Annotated in this window: 21 protein-coding genes; 14 read left to right on the forward strand and 7 right to left on the reverse strand. The window is 73.6% G+C overall.

All coding sequences use genetic code 11. The features are described from left to right. Window positions 1–98 precede the first annotated feature (98 nt). Both TK50_RS13995 and TK50_RS14000 read right to left on the reverse strand, forming a co-directional pair. Entirely contained in the window at window positions 99–2,324 is a 2,226-nt protein-coding gene (locus TK50_RS13995) for a cytochrome P450/oxidoreductase (protein ID WP_144420235.1), read from the reverse strand. Window positions 2,325–2,439: 115 nt separating this feature from the next. Continuing rightward, window positions 2,440–3,522: an NAD(P)-dependent alcohol dehydrogenase gene (locus TK50_RS14000; protein ID WP_043963146.1), complete on the reverse strand. Its 1,083-nt coding sequence runs from the start codon at window positions 3,520–3,522 to the stop codon at window positions 2,440–2,442. Window positions 3,523–3,595: 73 nt separating this feature from the next. Here TK50_RS14000 and TK50_RS14005 point away from each other — a divergent pair, with 73 nt between their 5' ends. The 8 genes from TK50_RS14005 (at window position 3,596) to TK50_RS14040 (ending at window position 13,876) form a co-directional block, all read left to right on the forward strand. After that, entirely contained in the window at window positions 3,596–5,065 is a 1,470-nt protein-coding gene (locus TK50_RS14005) for an aldehyde dehydrogenase family protein (protein ID WP_043963148.1), read from the forward strand. Beyond that, complete coding sequence (locus TK50_RS32220; RefSeq protein WP_052503755.1) at window positions 5,062–6,354, forward strand: helix-turn-helix domain-containing protein; 1,293 nt, start codon at window positions 5,062–5,064, stop codon at window positions 6,352–6,354. Before TK50_RS14005 ends, TK50_RS32220 begins: the two co-directional genes overlap by 4 nt. Window positions 6,355–6,546: 192 nt before the next feature. Further along, window positions 6,547–7,563 carry an alcohol dehydrogenase catalytic domain-containing protein gene (locus TK50_RS14015; RefSeq protein ID WP_199486026.1) on the forward strand — a complete coding sequence of 339 codons (1,017 nt, stop codon included), beginning with the start codon at window positions 6,547–6,549 and terminating at the stop codon, window positions 7,561–7,563. Continuing rightward, window positions 7,560–9,029 carry an amidohydrolase family protein gene (locus tag TK50_RS14020; RefSeq protein ID WP_043963150.1) on the forward strand — a complete coding sequence of 490 codons (1,470 nt, stop codon included), beginning with the start codon at window positions 7,560–7,562 and terminating at the stop codon, window positions 9,027–9,029. The genes TK50_RS14015 and TK50_RS14020 overlap by 4 nt, the downstream gene beginning before the upstream one ends. A 13-nt stretch (window positions 9,030–9,042) precedes the next feature. Further along, the gene (locus TK50_RS14025) at window positions 9,043–10,122 is read left to right on the forward strand and encodes a BMP family ABC transporter substrate-binding protein (RefSeq protein WP_043963151.1); all 1,080 of its coding nucleotides are present in this window, start codon (window positions 9,043–9,045) and stop codon (window positions 10,120–10,122) included. Between the two features lie 36 nt (window positions 10,123–10,158). Continuing rightward, entirely contained in the window at window positions 10,159–11,748 is a 1,590-nt protein-coding gene (locus TK50_RS14030) for an ABC transporter ATP-binding protein (RefSeq protein ID WP_043963152.1), read from the forward strand. Next, window positions 11,748–12,965: an ABC transporter permease gene (locus tag TK50_RS14035; RefSeq protein WP_063838571.1), complete on the forward strand. Its 1,218-nt coding sequence runs from the start codon at window positions 11,748–11,750 to the stop codon at window positions 12,963–12,965. Before TK50_RS14030 ends, TK50_RS14035 begins: the two co-directional genes overlap by 1 nt. After that, a complete protein-coding gene (locus tag TK50_RS14040; RefSeq protein WP_043963153.1) occupies window positions 12,962–13,876 on the forward strand; it encodes an ABC transporter permease in 915 nt (304 codons plus the stop codon). The genes TK50_RS14035 and TK50_RS14040 overlap by 4 nt, the downstream gene beginning before the upstream one ends. Before the next feature lie 82 nt (window positions 13,877–13,958). On the opposite strand, the gene TK50_RS14045 is transcribed toward TK50_RS14040, so the two are convergent. Further along, window positions 13,959–14,183, reverse strand: a complete 225-nt coding sequence (locus TK50_RS14045; protein WP_043963154.1) for a hypothetical protein — start codon at window positions 14,181–14,183, stop codon at window positions 13,959–13,961. A gap of 106 nt (window positions 14,184–14,289) precedes the next feature. Then, the gene (locus TK50_RS14050; RefSeq protein ID WP_043964528.1) at window positions 14,290–15,387 is read right to left on the reverse strand and encodes a sporulation protein; all 1,098 of its coding nucleotides are present in this window, start codon (window positions 15,385–15,387) and stop codon (window positions 14,290–14,292) included. 298 nt (window positions 15,388–15,685) lie between these two features. Between TK50_RS14050 and TK50_RS14055 the strand changes: the two genes are divergently transcribed. From TK50_RS14055 to TK50_RS14065, 3 genes are read left to right on the forward strand one after another with little or no spacing between them, the layout of a single operon-like run. Then, window positions 15,686–16,018, forward strand: coding sequence for a PadR family transcriptional regulator (locus tag TK50_RS14055; RefSeq protein ID WP_043963155.1), 333 nt, complete (start codon window positions 15,686–15,688; stop codon window positions 16,016–16,018). Then, a complete protein-coding gene (locus TK50_RS14060; protein WP_043963156.1) occupies window positions 16,015–17,373 on the forward strand; it encodes a tetratricopeptide repeat protein in 1,359 nt (452 codons plus the stop codon). Before TK50_RS14055 ends, TK50_RS14060 begins: the two co-directional genes overlap by 4 nt. Before the next feature lie 10 nt (window positions 17,374–17,383). Next, window positions 17,384–17,578, forward strand: coding sequence for a helix-hairpin-helix domain-containing protein (locus TK50_RS14065; RefSeq protein WP_043963158.1), 195 nt, complete (start codon window positions 17,384–17,386; stop codon window positions 17,576–17,578). 48 nt (window positions 17,579–17,626) lie between these two features. On the opposite strand, the gene TK50_RS14070 is transcribed toward TK50_RS14065, so the two are convergent. The 3 genes from TK50_RS14070 to TK50_RS14080 form a co-directional block, all read right to left on the reverse strand. Then, complete coding sequence (locus TK50_RS14070) at window positions 17,627–18,205, reverse strand: HD domain-containing protein (RefSeq protein WP_043963159.1); 579 nt, start codon at window positions 18,203–18,205, stop codon at window positions 17,627–17,629. 34 nt (window positions 18,206–18,239) lie between these two features. Next, window positions 18,240–18,698 (reverse strand): hypothetical protein, encoded by a 459-nt coding sequence (locus TK50_RS14075; protein WP_043963161.1) that lies wholly within the window; start codon window positions 18,696–18,698, stop codon window positions 18,240–18,242. A 93-nt stretch (window positions 18,699–18,791) separates the two neighbouring features. Further along, window positions 18,792–19,550 (reverse strand): helix-turn-helix domain-containing protein, encoded by a 759-nt coding sequence (locus TK50_RS14080; RefSeq protein ID WP_144420236.1) that lies wholly within the window; start codon window positions 19,548–19,550, stop codon window positions 18,792–18,794. Window positions 19,551–19,712: 162 nt separating this feature from the next. Between TK50_RS14080 and TK50_RS34155 the strand changes: the two genes are divergently transcribed. The 3 genes from TK50_RS34155 to TK50_RS14095 are packed head-to-tail and all read left to right on the forward strand — an operon-like array spanning window position 19,713 to window position 21,281. Beyond that, window positions 19,713–19,853 carry a hypothetical protein gene (locus TK50_RS34155; RefSeq protein ID WP_158499172.1) on the forward strand — a complete coding sequence of 47 codons (141 nt, stop codon included), beginning with the start codon at window positions 19,713–19,715 and terminating at the stop codon, window positions 19,851–19,853. Further along, window positions 19,843–21,042 (forward strand): helix-turn-helix domain-containing protein, encoded by a 1,200-nt coding sequence (locus tag TK50_RS14090; protein ID WP_043963164.1) that lies wholly within the window; start codon window positions 19,843–19,845, stop codon window positions 21,040–21,042. The genes TK50_RS34155 and TK50_RS14090 overlap by 11 nt, the downstream gene beginning before the upstream one ends. Further along, window positions 21,042–21,281, forward strand: coding sequence for a hypothetical protein (locus tag TK50_RS14095; RefSeq protein ID WP_043963165.1), 240 nt, complete (start codon window positions 21,042–21,044; stop codon window positions 21,279–21,281). Before TK50_RS14090 ends, TK50_RS14095 begins: the two co-directional genes overlap by 1 nt. Window positions 21,282–21,297 lie beyond the last annotated feature (16 nt).

A 21,297-nucleotide genomic window follows, 5' to 3' on the forward strand; every position in this document is an offset into this window, starting at 1 on the left:
GCCTCCAGGGCCGTCGCCTTACGTGAGCAATGTGCGGCGGCCAACGGCGGGCGGCGGTGACCCCGGTGGTGCTACCGGGGTCACCGCCGCCCTGGCATCTACAGGTCCAGCACGAGCCGCTCGGAGCAGCTGCGGCCCACGCAGATCATCATGCTGCGTCCGGCCGCGCGCTCGGCCTCGGTGAGCAGCGAGTCGCGGTGCTCCGGCGTGCCGGCCAGCACCCGCGTCTCGCACGCGCCGCAGTAGCCCTTCTCGCAGTCGTACGTCAGGCCGGGCACCGTCTCGCGCAGCACGTCGATCATCCGGCGGTCCCTCGGCACCCGCACGGTCGCCCCGGTGCGGGCGAGGTGCACCTCGAACTCGGTGTTGGCCGCCGGGTCGAAGGCGACCTCCAGGTCGTCGCCGGCGGTGAACCGCTCGACGTGCAGCTGGCCCGACCGGCCCGCCTCGGCGCAGGTCCGCTCCAGCGCGCCGATCATGGCGGTGGGCCCGCAGCAGTAGATGGCGGTGTCCGGCCCGGCGGACGCGACGAGCGCCGCCAGGTCGGGCAGGCCGGCCTCGTCCTGCGGCAGCAGGGTGGCCCGGTCCCCGGCCAGCGCCACGACCTCGTCGGCGAAGGCCATCGAGGCGCGGGTGCGCCCGCCGTACACCAGCCGGAACGGCACGCCCCGGCGGTCGGCCTCGCGGGCCATCGCCAGGATCGGGGTGATGCCGATGCCGCCGGCGAGGAACAGGTAGCCGGGGGCGTCGACGAGCGGGAAGTGGTTGCGCGGACCGCGCACGGACAGGGTCGCCCCGGCGCGGGCCACCGCGTGCAGCTCCACCGAGCCGCCCCGGCCGCCCGCCTCGCGCAGGGCGGCGATGCGGTAGTGGTGGGCGTCGTCCGGGTCGCCGCACAGGGAATACTGCCGGACCCGGCCCGACGGCAGCCGCACCTCCAGGTGCGCCCCGGGCGCCCAGGGCGGCAGCGGCGCGCCGGCGGCGTCGGCGAGGCGTACCTCCAGCACGTCGTCGGCGGCGACGGCCGCGACCTCCACGCGCAGGTCCCGGTCGACGGTCGGGCCGGCGGCCGGGCGCGCGCCCGGCGTGTCGGCGGCGCGCGGGCCGGGGGTGAACACGGCGGGTACGGCGTCCCAGCCGGTCTGGTTGCCCCGGGTCGGGTACGTGACCAGCCCCTCCTCGACGACCCGGTAGTCGGGCAGCCGGGTGAGCACCTGCGTGATCATCTCGCGGAACATGAGCCGGGCCAGGTGCGCGCCGGCGCAGCGGTGGCTGCCGATGCCGAAGCTGAGGTGCCGGGTGGCGTCGCGGTCGAGCCGGATCTGCTCGGGCTCGGGGAAGACCGCCGGGTCGTGGTTGGCGGCGACCCAGGGGATCAGCACCCGCTCGCCGGCGGCGACCGGACAGCCGCCCACTTCGGCGTCGGCGCGGGCGGTGCGGGCCATCGACTGCGACGGGGCGAACGCCCGCAGGAACTCCTCGGTGGCGTTGTGCAGCAGGTCGGGGGAGTCGATCAGCCGCTGCCGGTCCTCGGGGTGGCGGCTCAGGTGCACCAGCGTGGACCCGGTCAGCGAGGTGGTGGTGTCGACCCCGCCGGCGATCAGCAGCCCGATGACGGAGACCAGCTCGTCGGCGTCGAACAGCTCGCCGTCGGGGCGGCGCTGGGTGGCCAGGTAGCTCACGGCGTCGCCGGTCGGCTGCGCGCGGCGCTCGACGATCAGCTCGCGGATGCGCTGGTCGAGGTACGCCAGACCGGCGGCCCCGCGCGCGGCGCGCTCGCTGCCGGGCAGCGCGGCGAAGATGTCGTGGATGGGGCCGGCCAGCTTGGCCCAGTCGGCCTCCGGGAAACCCAGCCAGTCGAGGGTGACGGCGGCCGGCAGCGGGTTGGTCAGGTCGCGGACGAAGTCGACCGAGCCCTCGGTGACGAATGCGTCGATCACGCGGGTGGTGTGCCGGGCGATCATGGGGGCCAGCGTCGCCACCGCGTCCTGGGTGAGCAGCGGGTTGATCAGGTCCCGGTACTCCGTGGCGGCCGGCGGGTCTAGCTCGATCGGGTACTGCTCCAGGCCGGGGCCCCGGGGGATGACGATGGCGGTGCCGTCCCCCCCGGCGACCGACCGGGCGGAGGAGAAGGTGTCGTCGTCGCGGGCGATGCGGACCACGTCGGCGTACCGGGTGGTGTAGACGAAGCCGCCGTGCGCGGTGGTGCGCCCGACCGGGCAGGTCTGCCGGTACGCCTCGTAGTAGCCCACGGGGTCGGCGTTGCACTCGGCCGAGTGGTGGTCGAAGGGGGCGGCCGGTGTGGTCAGCTGGTGTTCGGTCATGGGGACGAGCTCCACGGGTGCGGGACGCTGCGCGGTGTTGCCCAGCCGCGCCACTGGGGTGTCGGACGACGAGCGTAGCGCGCTCGCATCACGAGACGGTGTTACGAATCGAGCGTCAGAAGGTCAGGACCGCCTTGCCGACCTCGCCGGCGCGTACCGCCGCCACCGCCTCGTTGATCTGCTCGAACGGGAAGTAGGTGATCAGCCGGTCCACCGGGAACCGGCCGGCGGCGTGCAGGTCGAGCAGCCTCGGCAGGAAGACCTGCGGCAGGCTGTTGCCGCCGATGATGCCGGTGACGGTGCGGCCGTTGAGGATGCTGCGCCAGTCGAAGCTCATCCGCTCGCTCGGCCCGACGCCGATGACGCCGCAGCGGCCCAGCGGGCCGAGGACCTCCACCGCCGTGCGCAGCACGTCCTCCCGGCCGGTGGTGTCGATCGCGACGTCGAAGCCGTGCGGGGCGATCGCCGCCAGCAGCTCGCGCGGGTCCCCGGCGGCCGAGTGCACCCCGTGGGTCGCGCCGAGCAGCCGCGCGGTGTCCAGCTTGCCGGCGTTGACGTCCACGGCGGCCACCACGGCGCAGCCGGCCGCGCGGGCGGCCAGGATCGCCGCGACGCCGACCGCGCCCGCGCCGAAGACGACCAGCGACGACCCGACCTCCGGGCGCAGCACGTTGAGCACCGCGCCGGCGCCGGTGCCGAAGCCGCAGCCGAACGGGCCGACGACCCGCAGGTCGATCTCCTTGGCGACGGGCACCACGGCGCGGGCCGGGGCGACCACGTGGGTGGCGAAGGACGACTGGCCCAGGAAGTGGCCGTTGACGGGCGCGCCGTCGCGGGACAGCGCCGAACTGCCGTCCGGCCGCCGCCCGGCGAAGTTCACGGCGTCGAACCGGCGGCAGTACGCCGGGTTTCCGCCGAGGCAGAGCGGGCACTCGCCGCAGGAGGCGAAGCTCATGGCCACGTGGTCCCCGACGGCGACGCCGGTGACCCGCGCGCCCACCTGCTCCACCACGCCGCTGCCCTCGTGGCCGAGGACCGCCGGGGTGGGGAAGAAGTTCGCAAACTCCAGGTCCGTGCCGCAGACGCCGACGCTGTCCACCCGCACCAGCACCTCGTCCGGCCCCGGCTCGGCGAGGTCGAGCTGCTGGAGGGTGAACGGCGCTCCCGCGCTCTCCAGCACCGCCGCAGTGATCCGCACACGTCCTCCCGGTCAACTCACAAAGCGAGACTGCATCTTGACATGTGAAACATGAAGGGTCAAGGATTCCCTCATGGCTGACCTGGACATTCCCCCCGCCCGCCAGCTCATCGACGGCGCCTGGGTCGCCGCCGCCGACCAGGGCGAGCTGCCGGTGCTCGATCCCGCGACCCGCGCGCCCATCCAGCCGGTGGCGCGGGCCCGGGCGGCCGACGTCGACGCCGCCGTCGCGGCGGCCCGCCGGGCCTTCCCCGGCTGGGCGGCGACCTCACCCACCGAGCGCGGGGCGATCCTGCGCCGCTGGGCCGACCTGATCGCCGCCCACGTCGACGCCCTCGCCGACCACGAGGCCCGCGACGTGGGCAAGCCCCGCTCCGGCGGGCGCCTCAACATGTACATCGCGCACGGCATCGTCGACTACTTCGCCGGCGCGGCCGACAAGCTCACCGGCGTCACCCTGCCCACCCGCACGCCGGACTACTTCGGCTACACCCGCCCCGAGCCGTACGGCGTGTGCGCCGTGATCATCCCGTGGAACGTGCCCGCCGTGCTCACCGCGGCCAACGTCGCCCCGGCCCTCGCCGCCGGCAACACCGTCGTGCTCAAGCCCTCCGAGATCGCGCCGCTGGCCCCGTTCGCCCTGGCCGAGCTGGCCCGCCGGGCCGGCCTGCCGCCGGGCGTGCTCAACGTCGTCACCGGCCTCGGCCCCGAGGCGGGCACCGCCCTCACCGGGCACCGCGACGTCGACCACATCAGCTTCGTCGGGTCCACGGTGACCGGCCGGGCCGTCATGCGGGCCGCCGCCGAGAACCTCGTACCCGTGAAGCTGGAGCTGGGCGGCAAGTCCCCGAACGTCGTCTTCGCCGACGCCGACCTGGACGTGGCGATCCCGGCGATCGTCACCTCGATCACCGAGAACGCCGGGCAGAACTGCTACGCCGGGTCCCGGCTGCTGGTCGAGGAGTCGATCCGCGCCGAGGTGGTGGAGCGGGTCGCCGCCGGCATGGCGGCCGTGCGCACCGGCGCATGGGACCAGGACCTGGACATGGGGCCGCTGGTCAGCCAGGCCCAGTACGACCGGGTGCGCGGCTTCCTGGCCGAGGCCCCGACCGCCGGGGCCCGGCTGGTGACCGGCGGCGAGTCGGCCGGCGGACGCCACGGCGACGGCTGGTTCGTCGCGCCGACCGTCTTCGACGGGGTCGACTCCGGCATGCGGCTGGCCCGCGAGGAGGTCTTCGGCCCGGTGCTGGCCGTGCAGGGCTTCCGCGGCGTCGACGAGGCCGTGGCGCTGGTCAACGGCACCGACTTCGGGCTGCTGACCTGCATCTGGACCAGCGACGTGTCCCGGGCGCTGCGGGTCGCCGCCGACGCGCGCAGCGGCCAGGTGGCCGTCAACCAGTTCCACGACGCCGGGGTGATCGGCTTCCCGTTCAACATGCAGAAGGAGAGCGGGTTCAGCCGGGGCGGCGGCTACGCGGCGCTGCGCGAGTACACCCAGGAGAAGGCCGTGGCGGTCCGCCTGCTCGATCGCCCATCGGCGTGACCCGGCCGGGCGAGCTTCCGGCGGCCCGGACGCGGCTGACCGTCGCGACCGGGCCGCCGCCGGCCGCGTTCGCCCAGGCCCTCGCCGAGCTGGCCTTCGGCGGCGCCGGCTGGCCGGGCCTGCTGGCCGCGCTCGCGCAGCGCGTCGGGGCGGCCTGCCGGCTGGTCTCCGAGGCCGGGGAGCTGCTGGCCGCCAGCGACGGCGCGGCCGGCGACGCCCGCGGCGCCGACCCCGACGACGTACGCCGGGCCCTGGCCGGCGCCCGGGCCGGCGGCGGGCAGGTGGCGGGAGCCGTCGCCGGTCGGGTGCGCTGCGCCGACGGGTGGACCGGCCGCGCCGTGCCGGTCGGCGCGGGCCAGCGGCGGCTCGGCGCGCTGCTGGTGGCCGAGCCGGTCACCGCCGGGCAGCTCGACCTGGCCCGGGCCGCGACCACCGCGCTGCTGATCGACGCCGTACGCCGCGAGTCGCCCCCGCCGCCCGCCCTCGCCGACGCCGCGGCCGTGCTGCGGGCGCTGCGCGACGGCGTCCGCCAGCCCGGCCCCGGCGACCCGCTCGGTGCGGGCGCCCCGCCCGGCGTCGCCGGCTCCGGCGGGGCCGTCGGCCCGCGCGGGTTCACCGAGGCCGACCTGCTGCGGGCCGGGGCGACGCACGGGTGGCGGCTGGACCAGCCGCACGCGGTCGCCGGGATCGGCTACACCGGGGCCCAGCAGCGGCGCTGGGCGTCGGCGCTGAGCTGGCTGGACCGGCCCGTGCTCGCCGAGGGACGGCGGGCCTGGACCCTGCTGCACGGCGAGGACGTCGAGCGCGAGGCGACCCGGCTGCGGGCCCGGCTGGACCAGATCGTCGGCGTGGGGCAGGTGCGGGTGGCCAGCGGCGCGACGGTCAGCGGGGCCGCCCGGACGGCGGCGTCGTTCCGCGACGCGGACCGCCTGCTGAGCCTGCTGCTGCGCCAGCCGGACGCGCCGCCGGAGCTGTCGTTCGGTCGGGCCGGGCTGCACCAGGTCCTGCTGGCCGTGCCCGACGAGCGGCTGCGCTGGTTCGTGCGGCGGCACCTGGGACCGATCGCGCACCGCGACGACCTGCTGCGCACCCTGGACTGCTGGCTGGCCACCGGGGGCAGCCGGCAGGCCGTCAGCGAGCGCCTGCACCTGCACCGCAACTCGGTCGGCTACCGCGTGGGGTTGATCAAGCGGCTGCTCGGCGTCGACCCGCTCGACCCCGACACGGCGACGGTGCTGCGCACCGCGCTCGCCGCGCGGGAGCTGCTGGCCGCGTCCGACCCAGGCTGACCTGCTGGTCGATGCCCGGTGAACGGTGCGGCGGGGACGTAAAGGCACGGCTTGGTTTCGCTGGTGTTCCTGTTTCGGTCAAGCCGTTGACATGCCGACGGACCGCAGGCAGAGTACGTCGCTAAGCAACGCGAATCACAATGCAAGACGCCATATTGATTGGCAGAGCGCCGGAGGGGTCCTGTGCGAGCGATGGTCCAGACGGGGTTCGGTGGCCCGGAGGTGGTGCGACTGCGCCACCTGCCCGACCCCGAGCCCGGCCCGACCGAGGCCGTCATCCAGGTGCACGCCGCCGCGCTCAACCACCTCGACCTGCTCCAGCGCAAGGGCCCCGGCCGGCTGCCCGGCTTCCGCCTGCCCCACGTCGCCGGGATGGACGTCGCCGGCCAGGTCGTCGCCGTCGGTTCCGACGTCACTACGGTACGCCCCGGCGACCGGGTGCTGGTCGACCCGACCGTCGGCTGCGGCGCGTGCCCCTCCTGCGCCGACGGCCAGCCCGGCTACTGTCCCCGGCTCGCGGTCGTCGGCGGCAACCGCCCCGGCGGCTTTGCCGAGTACGTCGCCGTCCCCGCCGCCGTCGTGCACCCCGTGCCCGCGCACGTCGACCTCGCCGACGCCGCAGCCCTGCCCACCGCCTGGAGCCTTGCCTGGCACGCCGTGCACCGCGTCGGGGCCGTCCGCGCGGGGGAGTGGGTGCTGGTGCAGGCCGGCGCTAGCGCCGTCAGCATCGCCGCCATCCAGCTCGCCCGCCGCGCCGGGGCGCGGGTGATCGCCGTGGCCCGCACCGAGGCCAAGCGGGCCCTCGCCGCCGACCTCGGCGCCGACGCGCTCGACCTCGACGAGCGGACCGTCGCCGAGGTGCGCGAGCGCACCGGCGGCCACGGCGTCGACCTCGTCGTCGACCACGTCGGCACCGCCACCTGGCCGGTCTCCCTGGCCAGCCTGCGCACCGGCGGCCGGCTGGCGCTGCTCGGCAACACCAGCGGCGACCAGGTGACCTTCTCCCTGGCCGACGTCTACCACCGGGGGCTGCGCCTGCTCGGCGCGGGCGCGTACGCCCCCGCCGACTTCGCCGCCATGCTCGACGCGTTCTACGCCGGCGGGCTGCGCGTGGTGCGGGCCACCGAATACCCGCTGGCCGACCTGCCCGAGGCGTACGCCCGGCAGGAGTCCCGCGACCTCGTCGGCAAGATCCTGGTGCGGCCATGACCGGGACCCCGCCGCCGACCCCGGCCGCCCCCCGCCCCGCCGGCCCCGCCGACCTGCTGATCGTCGACGCCGAGATCGTCACCATGGCCCCCGGCCGCGAGGTCGTCACCGGCGGCGCGATCGCGGTCACCGCCGGCCGGATCGCCGCGCTCGGCCCCGCCGACGCGCTGCGCGCCGCGTACCCGGGCAGCCCGGAACTCGACGCCGCCGGCTGCGTGGTCGTGCCCGGCCTGGTCAACGCCCACCAGCACACCACCGCCGACCCGCTCGTGCGCAGCAGCATCCCCGACGACGTCCCCGCCCAGCAGGCCATCTACGACTGGATCGTGCCGCTGCACGCCGCCGTCACCGGCGACGACGACGAGCTGTCCGCCACCCTCACCGCCGTCGAGGCGCTCAGCTACGGCGTCACCACGCTGCTGGAGCCCGGCACCGTGGCCCACCCGCTGCGGGTCGCCCGGGGGCTGCGCGCCGCCGGCATCCGCGCCCGCGTCGGCGGCTGGGGCTGGGACACCCCCGGCGCGCCCTACGCGCTGCCCGCCGCCGAGGCCCTCGCCGCCCAGGCCGACACCGTCGCCGCGCTCGCCGGCGACGACCTCGTCACCGGCTGGATCACCCTGCTCGGGCACGACCTGGTCAGCGACGAGCTGTTCACCGGCGCGGCCGAGCTGGCCGAGCGGCTCGACGTGCCGATGACCTGGCACATCTCGCCGGGCCCGGACGACGTCACCGCGTACGCCGCCGCCGGCCGCGCGCGGCCCGTGCTGCACCTGCGCGACCTCGGCGTGCTCGGCCCCCGGCTGCTGCTCGGCCACGCCGTCTGGCTCGACGACGCCGAGCTGGCCGCGCTCGTCGACTCCGGCACCGCCGTCGCCGCCTGCCCCGGCGCGTACCTGCGCCTCGGGCAGGGCGTCAGCCGTGCCGGCCGGCACACCGAGCTGCGCCGCGCCGGCGGCCGGCTCGCGCTGGGCTGCGACTCGCACAACGCCGGGGACACCCCCGACGTGTGGCGCGCCGCCCGGCTCTTCGCCGGCCTGGAGCGGGACCGGGGCACGCCCGACCCGCTGCGCGCCGACGAGGTGTTCGCCCTGGCCACCGTCGACGGCGCGGACGCCGTCGGGCTGGGGCGCACGACCGGCTCGATCGAGGTCGGCAAGGCCGCCGACCTGGTCGTGCTGGACACCCGGACCATCTCCTGGGCCCCGCGCGGCGACCTGGCCACCCAGCTCGTCTGGGGCGCGGCCGGGCACACCGTCCGCGACGTCCTGGTCGACGGTCGGCTGGTGGTCCGCGACCGGCGGGTCACCACCGTCGACGTCGACGCCCTGCGCGAGGAGGCCACCGCACGCCGGGCCGCCCTGCTGCGCCGGGCCGGCATCGACATCCCCCATCGCTGGCCGACCGTGCCCGCGACCGAACACTGCGCGCGCCCGGCCGAGCCGGCCGCCGCAGCGCCCCCACTGTGAAAGGACACGCACCATGACACTTCGTACCGCGAAGGGCCCGGCGGCGGTGCTCGCCGGCGCCCTCGCCTTCGCCCTGTTCGGCTGCGCGAGCAACGACGCGTCCGCGCCCTCGGCGGCGGGTACCGCCAGCGGCGGGACCACCCAGGCCGGGCAGCCCGACGTCAACGGCGACGGCAAGGTCGTCATCGGGGTGCTCAGCCCCGGCGACATCAACGACAAGGGCTACTACGAGAGCTTCGTCGTCGGCGCCGAGAAGTTCGCCACCAGCAAGGGCTGGCAGGTCATCAAGCGCGGCAGCGTCCCGGCCACCGAGGCGCTCGCCGCCGCGCGGGCGCTGTGCCAGCAGGGCGTGGACATGGTCGCCCTCGGCGCGTCCGAGCTCAAGGACGCCATCCCCGCCTCCGAGGAGCCGGTCTGCGCGAAGACCGCCTGGTACGTGCCGTCGTCGGAGAACGTCCCGCAGACCCCGCGCACCGTCATCTCCAGCGACGACCCCAACCAGAGCATGCTGGCCGCCGGCTACGCCACCGGCCTGCTGATGCAGCAGAAGAACGCCACCAAGGCCGGCTTCGTCACCGGCATGGAGGCCGACTTCTCCGTCAACGCCGCCAAGGCGTTCAAGGCCGGCATCCGCATGGTCGTGCCGAAGGCCGAGCTGGTCACCACCTACACCGGTGACTTCAACGACTCGGCCAAGGCCCGGGAGGCCGTCCAGGCGCAGCTCAGCCAGGGCGTGAAGGTCATCTACCCGTACCTGGGCGGGGCCACCGACGCCGCCGCCAAGCTCGCCGCCGACGGCGGGGCCATCACCCTGACCCCCGGCACCGACCGCTGCGACTCGACCGACCCGCGCTTCGACATCTCGGTCATCTTCGACCCGGGCGCGTACTTCGCCGCCGCCCTGGAGCTGTTCGCCAAGGGCGAGATGCAGCTCGGCACCACCAAGGTGTGGCACCTCGGCAAGGACGCGTACCCGACGGTCAAGATCTGCTCCCCCACCGCCGAGCAGACCCAGAAGATGGACGCCTTCATCGCCGACGTGGGTGCCGACAAGATCGACACCAAGGCGGAAGTCGCCAAGCTCGGCTCCTGACCCCTGCCGCTCGACGACCAACGAGGTGGACGGACTGTGAACGTTGACGACCAGCTGACGCCGGCTCTCACCCTGCGCGGGGTCAGCAAGCGTTACGGTCCGGTTGTCGCCTGCGACGCCGTGGATCTCGCCGTACGGCCCGGCGAGATCCACGGCCTCCTCGGCGAGAACGGGGCCGGGAAGTCGACCCTGATGAAGATCCTGCTCGGGCTGGTGCACCGGGACACCGGCACCATCCTGCGCGGCACCGAACCGATCGAGATCGACAGCCCGCAGGTCGCCGCCGACCTCGGGCTGGGCATGGTCCACCAGCACTTCAGCCTGATCGAGCCGCTCACCGTCTGGGAGAACGTCATCCTCGGCGACACCGGGCGGGTCGACCGGGCGGCGGCCTGCGCCCAGGTCGAGCAGGTCGCCCAGCGCTACGGGCTGCCCATCGACCCGCTCGCCCGGGTCGACCGGCTCTCCGCCGGGGAACGGCAGCGCGTCGAGCTGATCAAGTGCCTGCGGCGCGACCCGTCCGTGCTGATCCTCGACGAGCCGACCTCCGTGCTCACCCAGGCCGAGTCGGCCGAGCTGTTCACGGTGCTGCGCCGGGTCGTGCAGGCCGAGAACCGCGCCGTCATCCTGATCAGCCACAAGCTCGCCGAGATCATGGCCGCCACCGACCGGGTGACCGTGCTGCGGCGCGGCGCGGTGGCGTTCCACGGCACGACGGCGGACACCACCGCCCAGGAACTGGCCCGGCAGATGGTCGGCCGCGACGTCTCGCTGCGCGCCGAGGGCGCGGCCCTGGGCCTGCTGCCCGTCGAGCCCCAGAGCCCGGCCGGCGGGCCGCCGTCCACCGACCCCGCCGGGGCGGCCCCGGCGGCGGACCCCACCACGCCGGCCGCGCTGCGGCTGCGCGGGGTGACCCTGCGCGTCGGCGGCCTGCCCGTCCTCGACGACCTGCACCTCGACGTCGCCCCCGGCGAGATCGTCGGCCTGTACGGGGTCGAGGGCAACGGCCAGGCCACCCTCGGCGAACTGCTGTCCGGGCTGCTGGTCCCCGACGAAGGCGCCGTCGAGGTCGGCGGCCGCCCCGTCGAGCTGACCCGGCCGGGCACGCTGCACGAGGCCGGCCTCGGCATCGTCCCCGAGGACCGGCACCACTCCGGGGTGGTGCTCGACATGAGCGTGGCGGAGAACCTCGTCATGAAGTCCCTCGCCGGGGTCTGCACGCGCGGGGTGCTCAGCCGGCGGCGGATGCACCGGATCGCCCGCCGGCAGATGGCCGAGTTCAACATCGTGGCCCCCTCGCCGGACACCCCGCTGCGCAGCCTCTCCGGCGGCAACCAGCAGCGGGTGGTGCTGGCCCGGGAGCTGTCCGCCGGACCGAAGGCGCTGGTCGCCGCCCAACCCACCCACGGGCTGGACGTCGGCGCGATCGAAGACATGTACGTGCGGCTGCGGCAGGCCGCCGCGGAAGGAGTGGCCGTGTTGCTGATCTCCACCGAGCTGGAGGAGGTGATGGCCCTGGCCGACCGGATCGCGGTGATCTCCTCCGGCCGGATCGTCGGGGTCCTCCCCACCGCCGAGGCCACCGCGGAACGCCTCGGCATGCTGGTCGGCGGGGTGGCGCACTGATGGCCGCCACCACCGTCGCCGCGCCGCCCACCGGCCCGAACGGCCCCGACGCCACCGGCCGCCGGCTGCTGCGCCGGCTCAACCCGGGCGTCGGCGGCTGGCAGGTGGCCGCCGCCACGGCGGCCACCGTCGCCGTCGCCCTCGCCCTGTCCGCCCTGCTGATCTCGGTCACCGGCGGCTCGCCGACCGCCTCGGCCAAGGCCATGTACCAGGGCAGCATGGCCAGCCCCGCCGCTTGGACCACCTCCCTGCTGTACGTCGCGCCGCTGCTGCTGGTCGCCGTCGGGGCCTGCGTCAGCGCCCGCTCCGGCTTCTTCAACATCGGCCAGGAGGGGCAGGTGCTGATCGGGGCGCTCTTCGGCGCCTGGGCCGGCCTGCGCCTGGCGCTGCCGGGACCGCTGCTCGTCGTCAGCGTGCTGGCCGCCGCGGCAGTCGGTGCGGGCGCGTGGGCCGGGCTCAGCGCCCTGATGTACCGCTTCCGCGGCGTCAACGTCGTGGTCAGCACGATGCTGATGACGTTCCTGGCCCAGCAGCTCGTCTCGTTCGCGGTGAACACCCCGTGGCTGCTGCAGGAGTCCCGGCTGGGCCGGGGCACCCTGTCCCCGCAGTCCAACCCGCTGCCCGAGGGCGCCCGGATCAGCTCCCTCGGCGAGTACCCGAACCTCCAGATCAACGGCGGCCTCGTCCTGGCCATCGTCGTCGCGGTCGTGTTCAGCCTCGCGCTGGCGCGTACCCGATGGGGGTTCCGGCTCACGATGACCGGCCTCAGCCCGGCGGCGGCCCGGCACGCCGGCGTGCGCGTCGGCGCCCTCGGCGGCATGGCGCTGGCCATCTCCGGCGGCCTCGCCGGCCTGGCCGGGGCGCTGCTGCTGGCCAGCCCCGTCGGCACCAACCGGTTGCAGCCCGGCATGTCCCTCAACATCGGCTGGGACGGCCTGCTGGTCGCCCTGGTCGCCCGGAACAACCCGCTGCTGGCCGTCCCGGTCGCGGTGCTGTTCGGCGTGCTCCGGGCCGGGGGCAGCTTCCTGGCCGCCACCGGCGTGCCGCCGTTCCTCGTCGACGTGGTCAAGGCGCTGCTTGTGCTGGCGTTTGTCGCGCCGCCGGTGGTGATCGGCATGCTGCGCAAGCGCCGCCGCGCCGGCGAGCCGGCGACCACCACGCCCGCCACCGACCCGGCCGTGAGCAAGCAGGACGCTATGGAAGGCAGTCTGGCATGAGCGCCGCCGACAACATCGCCACCATCCTCTCCAGCGGGGCCCGGCTCACCGTCCCCCTGGCATTCGCCGCCTGCGGCGAGTACGTTGCCCAGCGCGCCGGCACCCTCAACATCTCCGTCGAGGCGATGATGCTCGGCGCCGCGTTCGGGTCGATCGCCGTGGCCAGCGCCACCGGCAGCGCCACCATCGGCCTGGCCGCGGGCGCGCTCGTCGGCGTGGCGGTGGCGTTCGTGCACGGCAACCTGTCGCACCGGGTGCAGATCAACACGTTCGTCGTCGGCCTGGTCCTCAACGCCCTCGTGCTGGGCCTGACCAGCTACCTGATCACGGTGAGCACCTTCACGGGGCACCAGGTGTGGCAGGTGAGCGTGCCGGTGCTGCGGGACATCCCGATCGTCGGCCCGATGCTGTTCGTCCAACGCTGGCCGGTGTACCTGCTGCTGGCGGTGATCCCGCTGACGTGGTGGCTGGTGCAGCGCAGCCGGTGGGGGCTGGAGCTGCGGGCTGTCGGGGAGAATCCGCAGGCCGCCGACGTGAGCGGGATCCACGTCAACCTCCGCCGCCGGCAGGCGCTGCTGTGGTGCGGGCTGCTCGCCGGGCTCGGCGGCGCGTACCTGGCCGTCGGCGAGGTCGGCTCGTTCAACCAGAACATGACGGCCGGGCGCGGCTACCTGGTGATCGCGGCCGTGATCTTCGGCGCCTGGCGGCTCGGCCGCACGCTGGTCGGCTGCGTCGTCTTCGGCCTCGCCGACGCGATGCGGCTGGCGCTGCCGGCACTCGGGGTCACCATGAACTCGCAGCTGCTGATCGCCGCGCCGTACCTGCTGGCCCTGCTCGCGATGCTGGTGTTCGCCACCGCGCACCGCGAACCCCGGGCGCTGGCCCAGCCGTTCCAACGCGGCACCACCTGACCCGGGCGGCAGCGAAACGGACGGGTGCCCGGTGCGCCGAGAGGTGTTCTCGGCGCGCCGGGCACCCGTGGTGGTGCTCGTGCTACTTCGCGGTGCCGGTCAGCGCGACCAGGGCGTTGGCGGTGCGGAAGTAGGGGTTGCGGCCGAGGTCGCCGACGGTGGTGATGTTGAAGGCCTCCTTGAGCAGCTTCGCGTCGCCGTCGCTGACCCCGGCGAGGGCGGACACCGGGGCGTCGACGATCTCGGTGAGGGTCTTGTCCTGGTAGGCCTTGTCGACCAGCTTGGTGAGGTCGGCGGTGACGGGCATGCACACTCCTTCGAAACTCCGGCCGGACAATCCGGCCGGATGCGGACAAACCTGACGAATTAGATCATGGAACGGCGCGCGGCTCCACAGTGGACCCGCCGGAGGCTCACTCCTCGTCGCCGCCGTCGTCGTCCTCGTCGTCGCCGAACACCTCGTCGGCGATCATGCCGCCGGCGAAGCCGAGCGCCGCGCCGCCGACCACCCCCGCGACGACCCCGCCCATGCCGGGCCCGTCGTGCCGCTCGTGGTGCTCCTCCTTGTAGTGGCCCCCCGGGTGCCCGTAGCCGGGCGCGCCGTATGCGGGCTGGCCGTAGGCGGGCTGGCCGTAACCCGGTGCGCCGTAGGCGGGCTGGCCGTAGCCGGGCGGCGGGGGCGGCGGCGGGTAGCCGGGTGCCCCGTAGCCCTGGACGGGCGGGGCGTAGCCGTGGCCGACGTGCGGGCTCCGGTGGCCGTCGAGGACCTGGCGGATCCAGCCGTCGACCTGCGCGGCCCAGTCGCCGTGCTCGGCGCCGCCGTGGGCGACGTGATGGCGGCCGTACGCGTCGTGGCCGCCGCCGAACAGGCCCCCGCGCTTGTCGAACTCCAGCACGACGTCGACGCCGTGTTCGTTGGCGACGAAGGTCAGCTCGACCTCGTTGACGGCGTGGGCGTACTGCGGGGCCGCGAAGTATTCGATCTCCTGGTAGAACGGGAGCGTCTGGTGCAGCCCGGAGATGTGCCCGCGTTCGAGGTCGGCGGCCTTGAACTGGAAGCCGAGCCGGCCGAACGCCTCCAGGATGCGCTCCTGCGCCGGCAGCGGGTGCACGTACACCGGGTCGAGGTCGCCCTTGTCGACCGCGCCGCGGATGGCCACCTCGGTGCGCAGGCCCATCGTCATGCCGTGCAGGCGCTGCCCGTACAGGTCGGTCACCGGGGTCTCCCACGGCATCGCCACCTGGAACGGCAGGGAGAGGTGCTGCCCCTCCCGCAGGTGCAGGCCCCCGGCGACCTGGACGCGGTGGAACTCGACGAGCGCGTCGTACTCCTCCTCCGCGCCGTCGACCTCCACCCGGGTGACCAGGCCGACGGTGATGTGGTCGATCTCCACATCGTGGCTGCCGCCGGTCAGGTTCACCTGCCCGCCGAGCAGCAACCCCGGGCGGGTGTTCGGGTTGGACAGGACCGTGTCGACGCTCGGGCCACCCACCCCGAACGCGCCTAACATCTTCTTGAACACTCCGTGCGTCTCCCTTGCCAGCCACCACGTGCGCCACGCGGGACTCGGTGGAACTTCCACCGGAACCCTTGTGCCGCAACGGATTCAGCGGCGTCCATGGTGGAAGCCGCTGCGCCGGGAAAGTACCAACTCAACCTGAGAGGTAGCTGAGTGCGCCGGTATGGCTACGCTTCGATGAGGTTGCGGGGGTTGGCGGGGCGAGGTGGTCGTGTCGGCGGTCCCCGCGTCATGCTCGGATCGGATGCGGTCTTGAAAAGCCGCCGACCCCTATGTAAAACTCTTACTCATGCCTCCCCAGATCACCGTCGCGGTGGCGACAATCCTTCGGGTCTTCCTGGAAGACCCCGAGAAGGATCACTACGGCTACGACCTCATGAAGAAGACGGGCTTCGCCAGCGGAAAGATCTATCCGCTGCTGGCCCGGCTGCGGGCTGCGGGTTGGCTGACCGTGGCGGAAGAGGACATCGACCCGGCGGTAGCCGGACGCCCGGCCCGTCGCGGATATCGGCTGACCGCCGAGGGAGCGCGGGTGGCTCGCCTGGAACTGGCCAGGCTCAACGACCAACTGCGACCCTCGGCCGCCCTGCGCGGCCTACGGCTCGGGGAGGAGCTGCAGTGAGGACTGTGCTGCCGGGGGACGTCACGGTCCTGACCTTCCTGGCCATGGTCGTTCTCGCGCTCGTGCAGGATCTGGTCAGGCAAGAGGTCCACATACGCCTGAAACGGCTGCCGTTCGTGATCATGTGGCTCGCCGCACGCCAAGCGCCCCCGGACCTGCGGGACGAGATCTATCAACACTGGCGGAGCGAGCTGGAGCATCTGCTCAGCGACGATGTCAGGTCAGGACCGATCACCCAGCTGTTCGTCGCCAACCGGTGGGCGCTGTCGCTGCTCCTGCGTCAAGCTGGTCGCCGAACTGCTCAGGAGCTCGACGCGTACGGACCCCCGTGCATGGAGAAGTTCGAGGACATTCGGCAGCTGTCCCGGGGCGAGCGCAGGCGGTTCGTCGAGCTGACCGAGCGGCTGAAGGAGATGTCCGGCCTTCCCGTGGAAACGTTGGACGACAGCGGCCTGGTCCAACTCGCCAGGGCCATCGCCGTCTCCTGCGAGGCGCTCGTCGGTAACCGGGCCGAGCAGCTCTCCCTGGCGCTCGCTGCGCCCCTCGTCGAGGGTGGACATCCCCTGGCCGCCCGCCTGGGCCTCGACCACCCAGCCATGCTGGATCTCCGCCGCGCTCATGCGCATTCCCGGCTCGGGCTCGGCCACGCGGCAGCCGAGGAACTGCTGCTGAGGCTGCACCGGGACGAGACCGAAGTGTTCGGCGCGGACGATCCGCGCACCCTGCGCACCCTGCAGCTCTACTGGTGGGCCGTGGCGGCGGATGGACGCCTCGAAGAGGCCGAAGCCGGGTTGGCCACCATGGAAAACCGTTGGGCACTCGTGCCGAACCCCGATCTGCCGCTGCTCCGGCACGTCCAGTGCAAGCGCTCCTGGGTTCTCGGCGAACTGGGCAGGAAGCACGATGCGCTGAAGGGCTATGGCGAGGTGGCCTCGGGCCGCTCAAGCGAACTGGGCATGAGCCACAGCGACACGCTCGACGCCCGGCACAGCGTCGGCAAGATGCTGGTCCGATGCGGCGACGCGAAACAAGCGCTGGGGATCCTCCGGCAGGTGTTGACCGAGCGTCGACGCCTGCAGGGCCGTCACCACCCCGACACGACAGAGACGAGGAAATACCTGTTGATAGCGCGCGCTCTGGCCGACACGGGACCGGGCGGACTCGCGCGCTGGCGGGTGCGTCGACAGCTGAGCCGCATCCTCGCCCAGCAGATCGAGGCCCGTGGTGTCGACCATCCCGACACCCGCGACACCCGGCGGTGGCTTGCCGACATCGCGCGAGATGGCTCGTCCCCGTCCGGCAGGCGGTCGCGGCGCGCTGTGCGTCGGCCCCGTGGGCCCGCTTCTTCCGCTTAGGATCAGCGGCATGACCTCCGCCCTCGACACCCTGCCGAAGATCAGCGCACCGGCGACGCGGGCCCTGCACCACGCCGGCTACTCCACGCTGCGCGACCTGGTCGGGGTGTCGCGCGCCGAGCTGGCCAAACTGCACGGCATGGGGCCGAAGGCGCTCGGGATCATCCAGAAGTCCCTGGAGGAGCACGACCTCAGCCTGGCGTAGGGCCCGAAGCGGCGACACGGGGAGAGGAACCCGCCGACGAGCAAGCTGCTACTCCGGCCTTGCCGGAGGTGTGAGCCAGGCCAGCGGCTGTCCGGTCAGCGCGGCCTCGGCGAGGCGGTGCGCGGAGTCGGTCCTGAGTGCGGCGCGGCTGCTGTCGATCCAGCGTTGGACGTTGTCGATGCCCTGGTGGCGGTACTCGACGGCTTGGACGAGGCATTCGAGTTTGTCGGCGTCGCGGGCGACGATGGCGTCGAGGGTTTCGCCGGCTTCGTACTCGGTGACGGCGGCGGTGATGGTGTCGGTGACGGCGGGTGGGCAGTCGGCGATCTGGTCTGCGGTGATGGTGGTGTTGGGGGCGGCAGCCAGGTAACGCTTGGCGATGTGGGGCAGGTCGGTGGTGCGGGTTTCCTGGGTGTCGTGCAGGACGCAGAGCATGGTGACCCGGGCGGGGTCGGCCCCTTCCATGGCGGCGAGGATCATGCCGATCAGGGCGGTGCGGTGGGAGTGCTCGGCGATGGTTTCGGGGTGCTTGACCCCGGCGAACCACCAGCCGGTGCGGGCGGCGTGTTTGAGGACGCCGGCCTCGAAGATGAACCTCATCGCGGCGGCATGCTGATCCTCGCTCATCTGCCCATTCCTGTGCCGGTGATTCCCTCTCGCCTCAGGGTGCAGACGGTGAACCTTGCTCTTGACGGGACCGCGCGAGAAGGTGGTCGGCTTCCCGAGTCAGGAGCCCGTAGCGGTGAGAACATTCGACACTCTCCTCGAAGTGCAGTGTCATGACCGGGGGTCCGCCGATGGATGGCATGTCCATGCTGACCGCAAAGGTGGTGCGAACCAGGGTGTCGTCCGGCCCTTCCTCGTCGACCTCGGTCAGAGCGGGCGGCGCACCAGGGGAGCCGGTGCCCGAGGCTGTCCACGTGTATCGCAGTTCAACCTGCCCCTCGTGCGGGCAAATCCAGGTGAGTTGACTCAGTGAGGCACCGCCGGCGGCGTTCGCCCATGCGGACCAGCCGGTGCCGTCACCCCTCAAGCAGATCCAGCTGGACTCCATCACCCCGTAGTCGTACGGACCGCTGTCCCAGAGCCCCACGAGGTTCTCGTCCCACATGTGCAGCATGATGTCAGCTCCTCCCGCGTGGGGCGGGCCATCGACAGCGGCGGTGTCCAGCGGCGACCGAAGAGGCCGGGCCGCTCGTGGGATGGCAGCGCGTTACGTCGCCGTCGTGTTGTAGCGATCGAGGGTCGCCTTGGATGTGGAGGCGTCGCGGAAGACGAGTTCCCATGGTCCGGTGTTGATGTCCATGTCCTTGCCGAACCCGACCCACTTTCCGGCCATCCGTCGGCCGGTGGGCTCGGCCAGTAGTTGGATCGCGCCGTGGTATCTGGCGCCCCGGTAGTAGCCCGTCGGGTCGGTCTGCTCCACCCACGTGCCGGTGACGACGGCGCCGTCCACGGTGAGGTCCAGGGAGAGCGACGATGCCGCCGAGCCGGGCAGGCTGCGCGCGGTGAGTCGGTCGCCGTGTTGAAGCAGCACGACGAAGTGCTGCCCGGCGAAGGAGTCGCCCCGGCCGCTGGAGTGGTACTGGTAGCGGCTGAGCCACACGCCCTCGTACGACCTGTGTGCTGCGGCTGGGCTGGGCTTCGGCGTCGGCGTGGCCAGGCTGGACATGGGGGAGGTCAGGTCGTGGCCGCCGTGCCCGTCTCTGGCGACGTGTTCGCCGGGCACCGCGGCGAAGCCGAGCAGCGAGATGGGTAGGCCGGTGACGACCTCCAGCGCGCGGGCGTAGACGGGGCGTGGTGCGGCTATCGCCCCGGATTCCCAGCGTTGGACGAGTCGCTTGTTGGCGTCGTTGGGCTCGCCGACGCGGTGGCCGGCGGCCTGGAGCGCGCGGGCGAAGTCGTCCTGGCTCATGCGCATTCCGGTGCGGACGGCGCGGAGCGCGGTGTTCGGGGTGGTCATGCCCGCCACGATAGCGGCATGTCGCCGGAATGTCGCCTCAGATGTGTCTTGATTGTCGCGTCGTGTGCCGTCGCGTCCAGCGACGTTGCGGCGTCATCGTTGGTGGCGCGTCGGCAGGTTGCCGCCGCGCCGACGGAGGTGGCGATGGGCAGTCACGGCGAGGAGCCGGCGGTGCGTCTAGGAGAACAGGCGGAGGCCGCCGAGCGGGAGGCGGCGAGGCGGCGGATCCTCGCCCAGGCCGAGGCGGATCGGATCCCGGTCGAGGAGACGACCCGGGCGGTGCCGGACCGGCGGTGGCGGCGTGGACGGTGACCGGCTGCCGGTCGGGCGGCGGGTGGCGTACTGGCGGGGACGGCGGAAGCTGTCGCAGCAGGTGTTCGCCGACCGCCTGGGCAAGTCGAAGAGCTGGGTGGACAAGGTCGAGCGGGGCGTCCGCTCGCTGGACCGGGTGTCGACCCTCCAGGAGATCGCCACGGTCCTGCGAATCGACGCGACAGTGCTGCTCGGTCGCGACGTCCAGCCCGCCGAGGTGATCGAGCGGGACGCGGGGGTCGAGCGGATCCGGTCGGCGTTGTTCCGCTACGAGGTTCCCCTCGGCCGTGCGGCGGGCAGGCGGCCGGTGTTGCCGGCCGGGCAGGTGGCCCGGCAGGTGAGGCATGCCTGGGTCACCTTTCAGCACGCCCGCTACCCACGGGTGGCCGAGCTGTTGCCAGAGTTGCTGGCCGACGTGGAACGCGCCCACGCCGGTGACCCGGTGGCGGGTCGAGCGCCGTTGGTGGAGGCGTACCGGATCACTGCGGCGCTGCTGGTGAAGCTGGGCGCCCCGGAGTTGGCGTGGCTGGCTGCCGACCGGGCGGTGACCGCTGCCACGGGCGACCGGGTGGTGGTGGCCGCCGCAGCGGTGCAGCTCGGTCAGGTGCTGCGCGCGTCGGGGCAGGGCCAGAAGGCGAGGTCGGTGGTGTTGGCCGCCGCCTACCGGATCGCCCCGCCGGTGGTCGAGTTCGGCCTGCCCCCGGAGCTGTCGCTGTGCGGGACGCTGCTCGTCCAGGCGGCGCTGGCCGCCGCAGGGGACGGCGACGCCACGGCGGCGGCAGGGCTGCTCGACGAGGCCGCCGCCATGGCCGTCCGGGTCGGTGACGGACACGACCACCACCACACCGGGTTCGGACCGACGGCGGTGGAGCTGGCCCGGGCCGCAGCCGCAGTGGAGTGGGGCGACGGCAGGGACGCGGTGGCCCGGCACGAGAAGGCGACCGCGCGGGACGGCTGGCGGTGGCTGCCCGCCGAGCATCGGGCCGCCCACCTGCTCGACACCGCCCGCGCCTACCTCCAGGCCGACGACCCGGTCAACGCCGGCCGGGCCTTGATGGAGGCCGACCGGATCGCGCCGGCCGAGATCCGCCACCGACCCGCCGGCCGCGACGTCCTCGCCCGGGTCGCCCGCGACCCGACCGCCCCGACGATGCTCGTCCACCTCGCCGTCACCCTCGGGATCGGCTGATGACCGCCCCGTTCCTGTCCCTGGCGCAGATCCGCAACCGGCTCGTCCTCACCGCCCGCTGGGTCCTGCGCGATCATCAGCCTGGGCCCGACGGTCGCTGCCCGACCTGCCGGACGGCGGACTGCCCGGTGGCCGCCGCCGCCCGCGACGTCCTGCACGCCGCGACGGAACCACACCTGTGGCGTCCAGCAGCCCAACCCACCGAACCCGGCCGCGAAGAGCCGCGGCAGACCGGATGACCGTGAACCACGCCCG

Origin of the sequence: Micromonospora haikouensis (genome assembly GCF_000876225.1) — a bacterium.
GTDB lineage: Bacteria > Actinomycetota > Actinomycetes > Mycobacteriales > Micromonosporaceae > Micromonospora > Micromonospora haikouensis.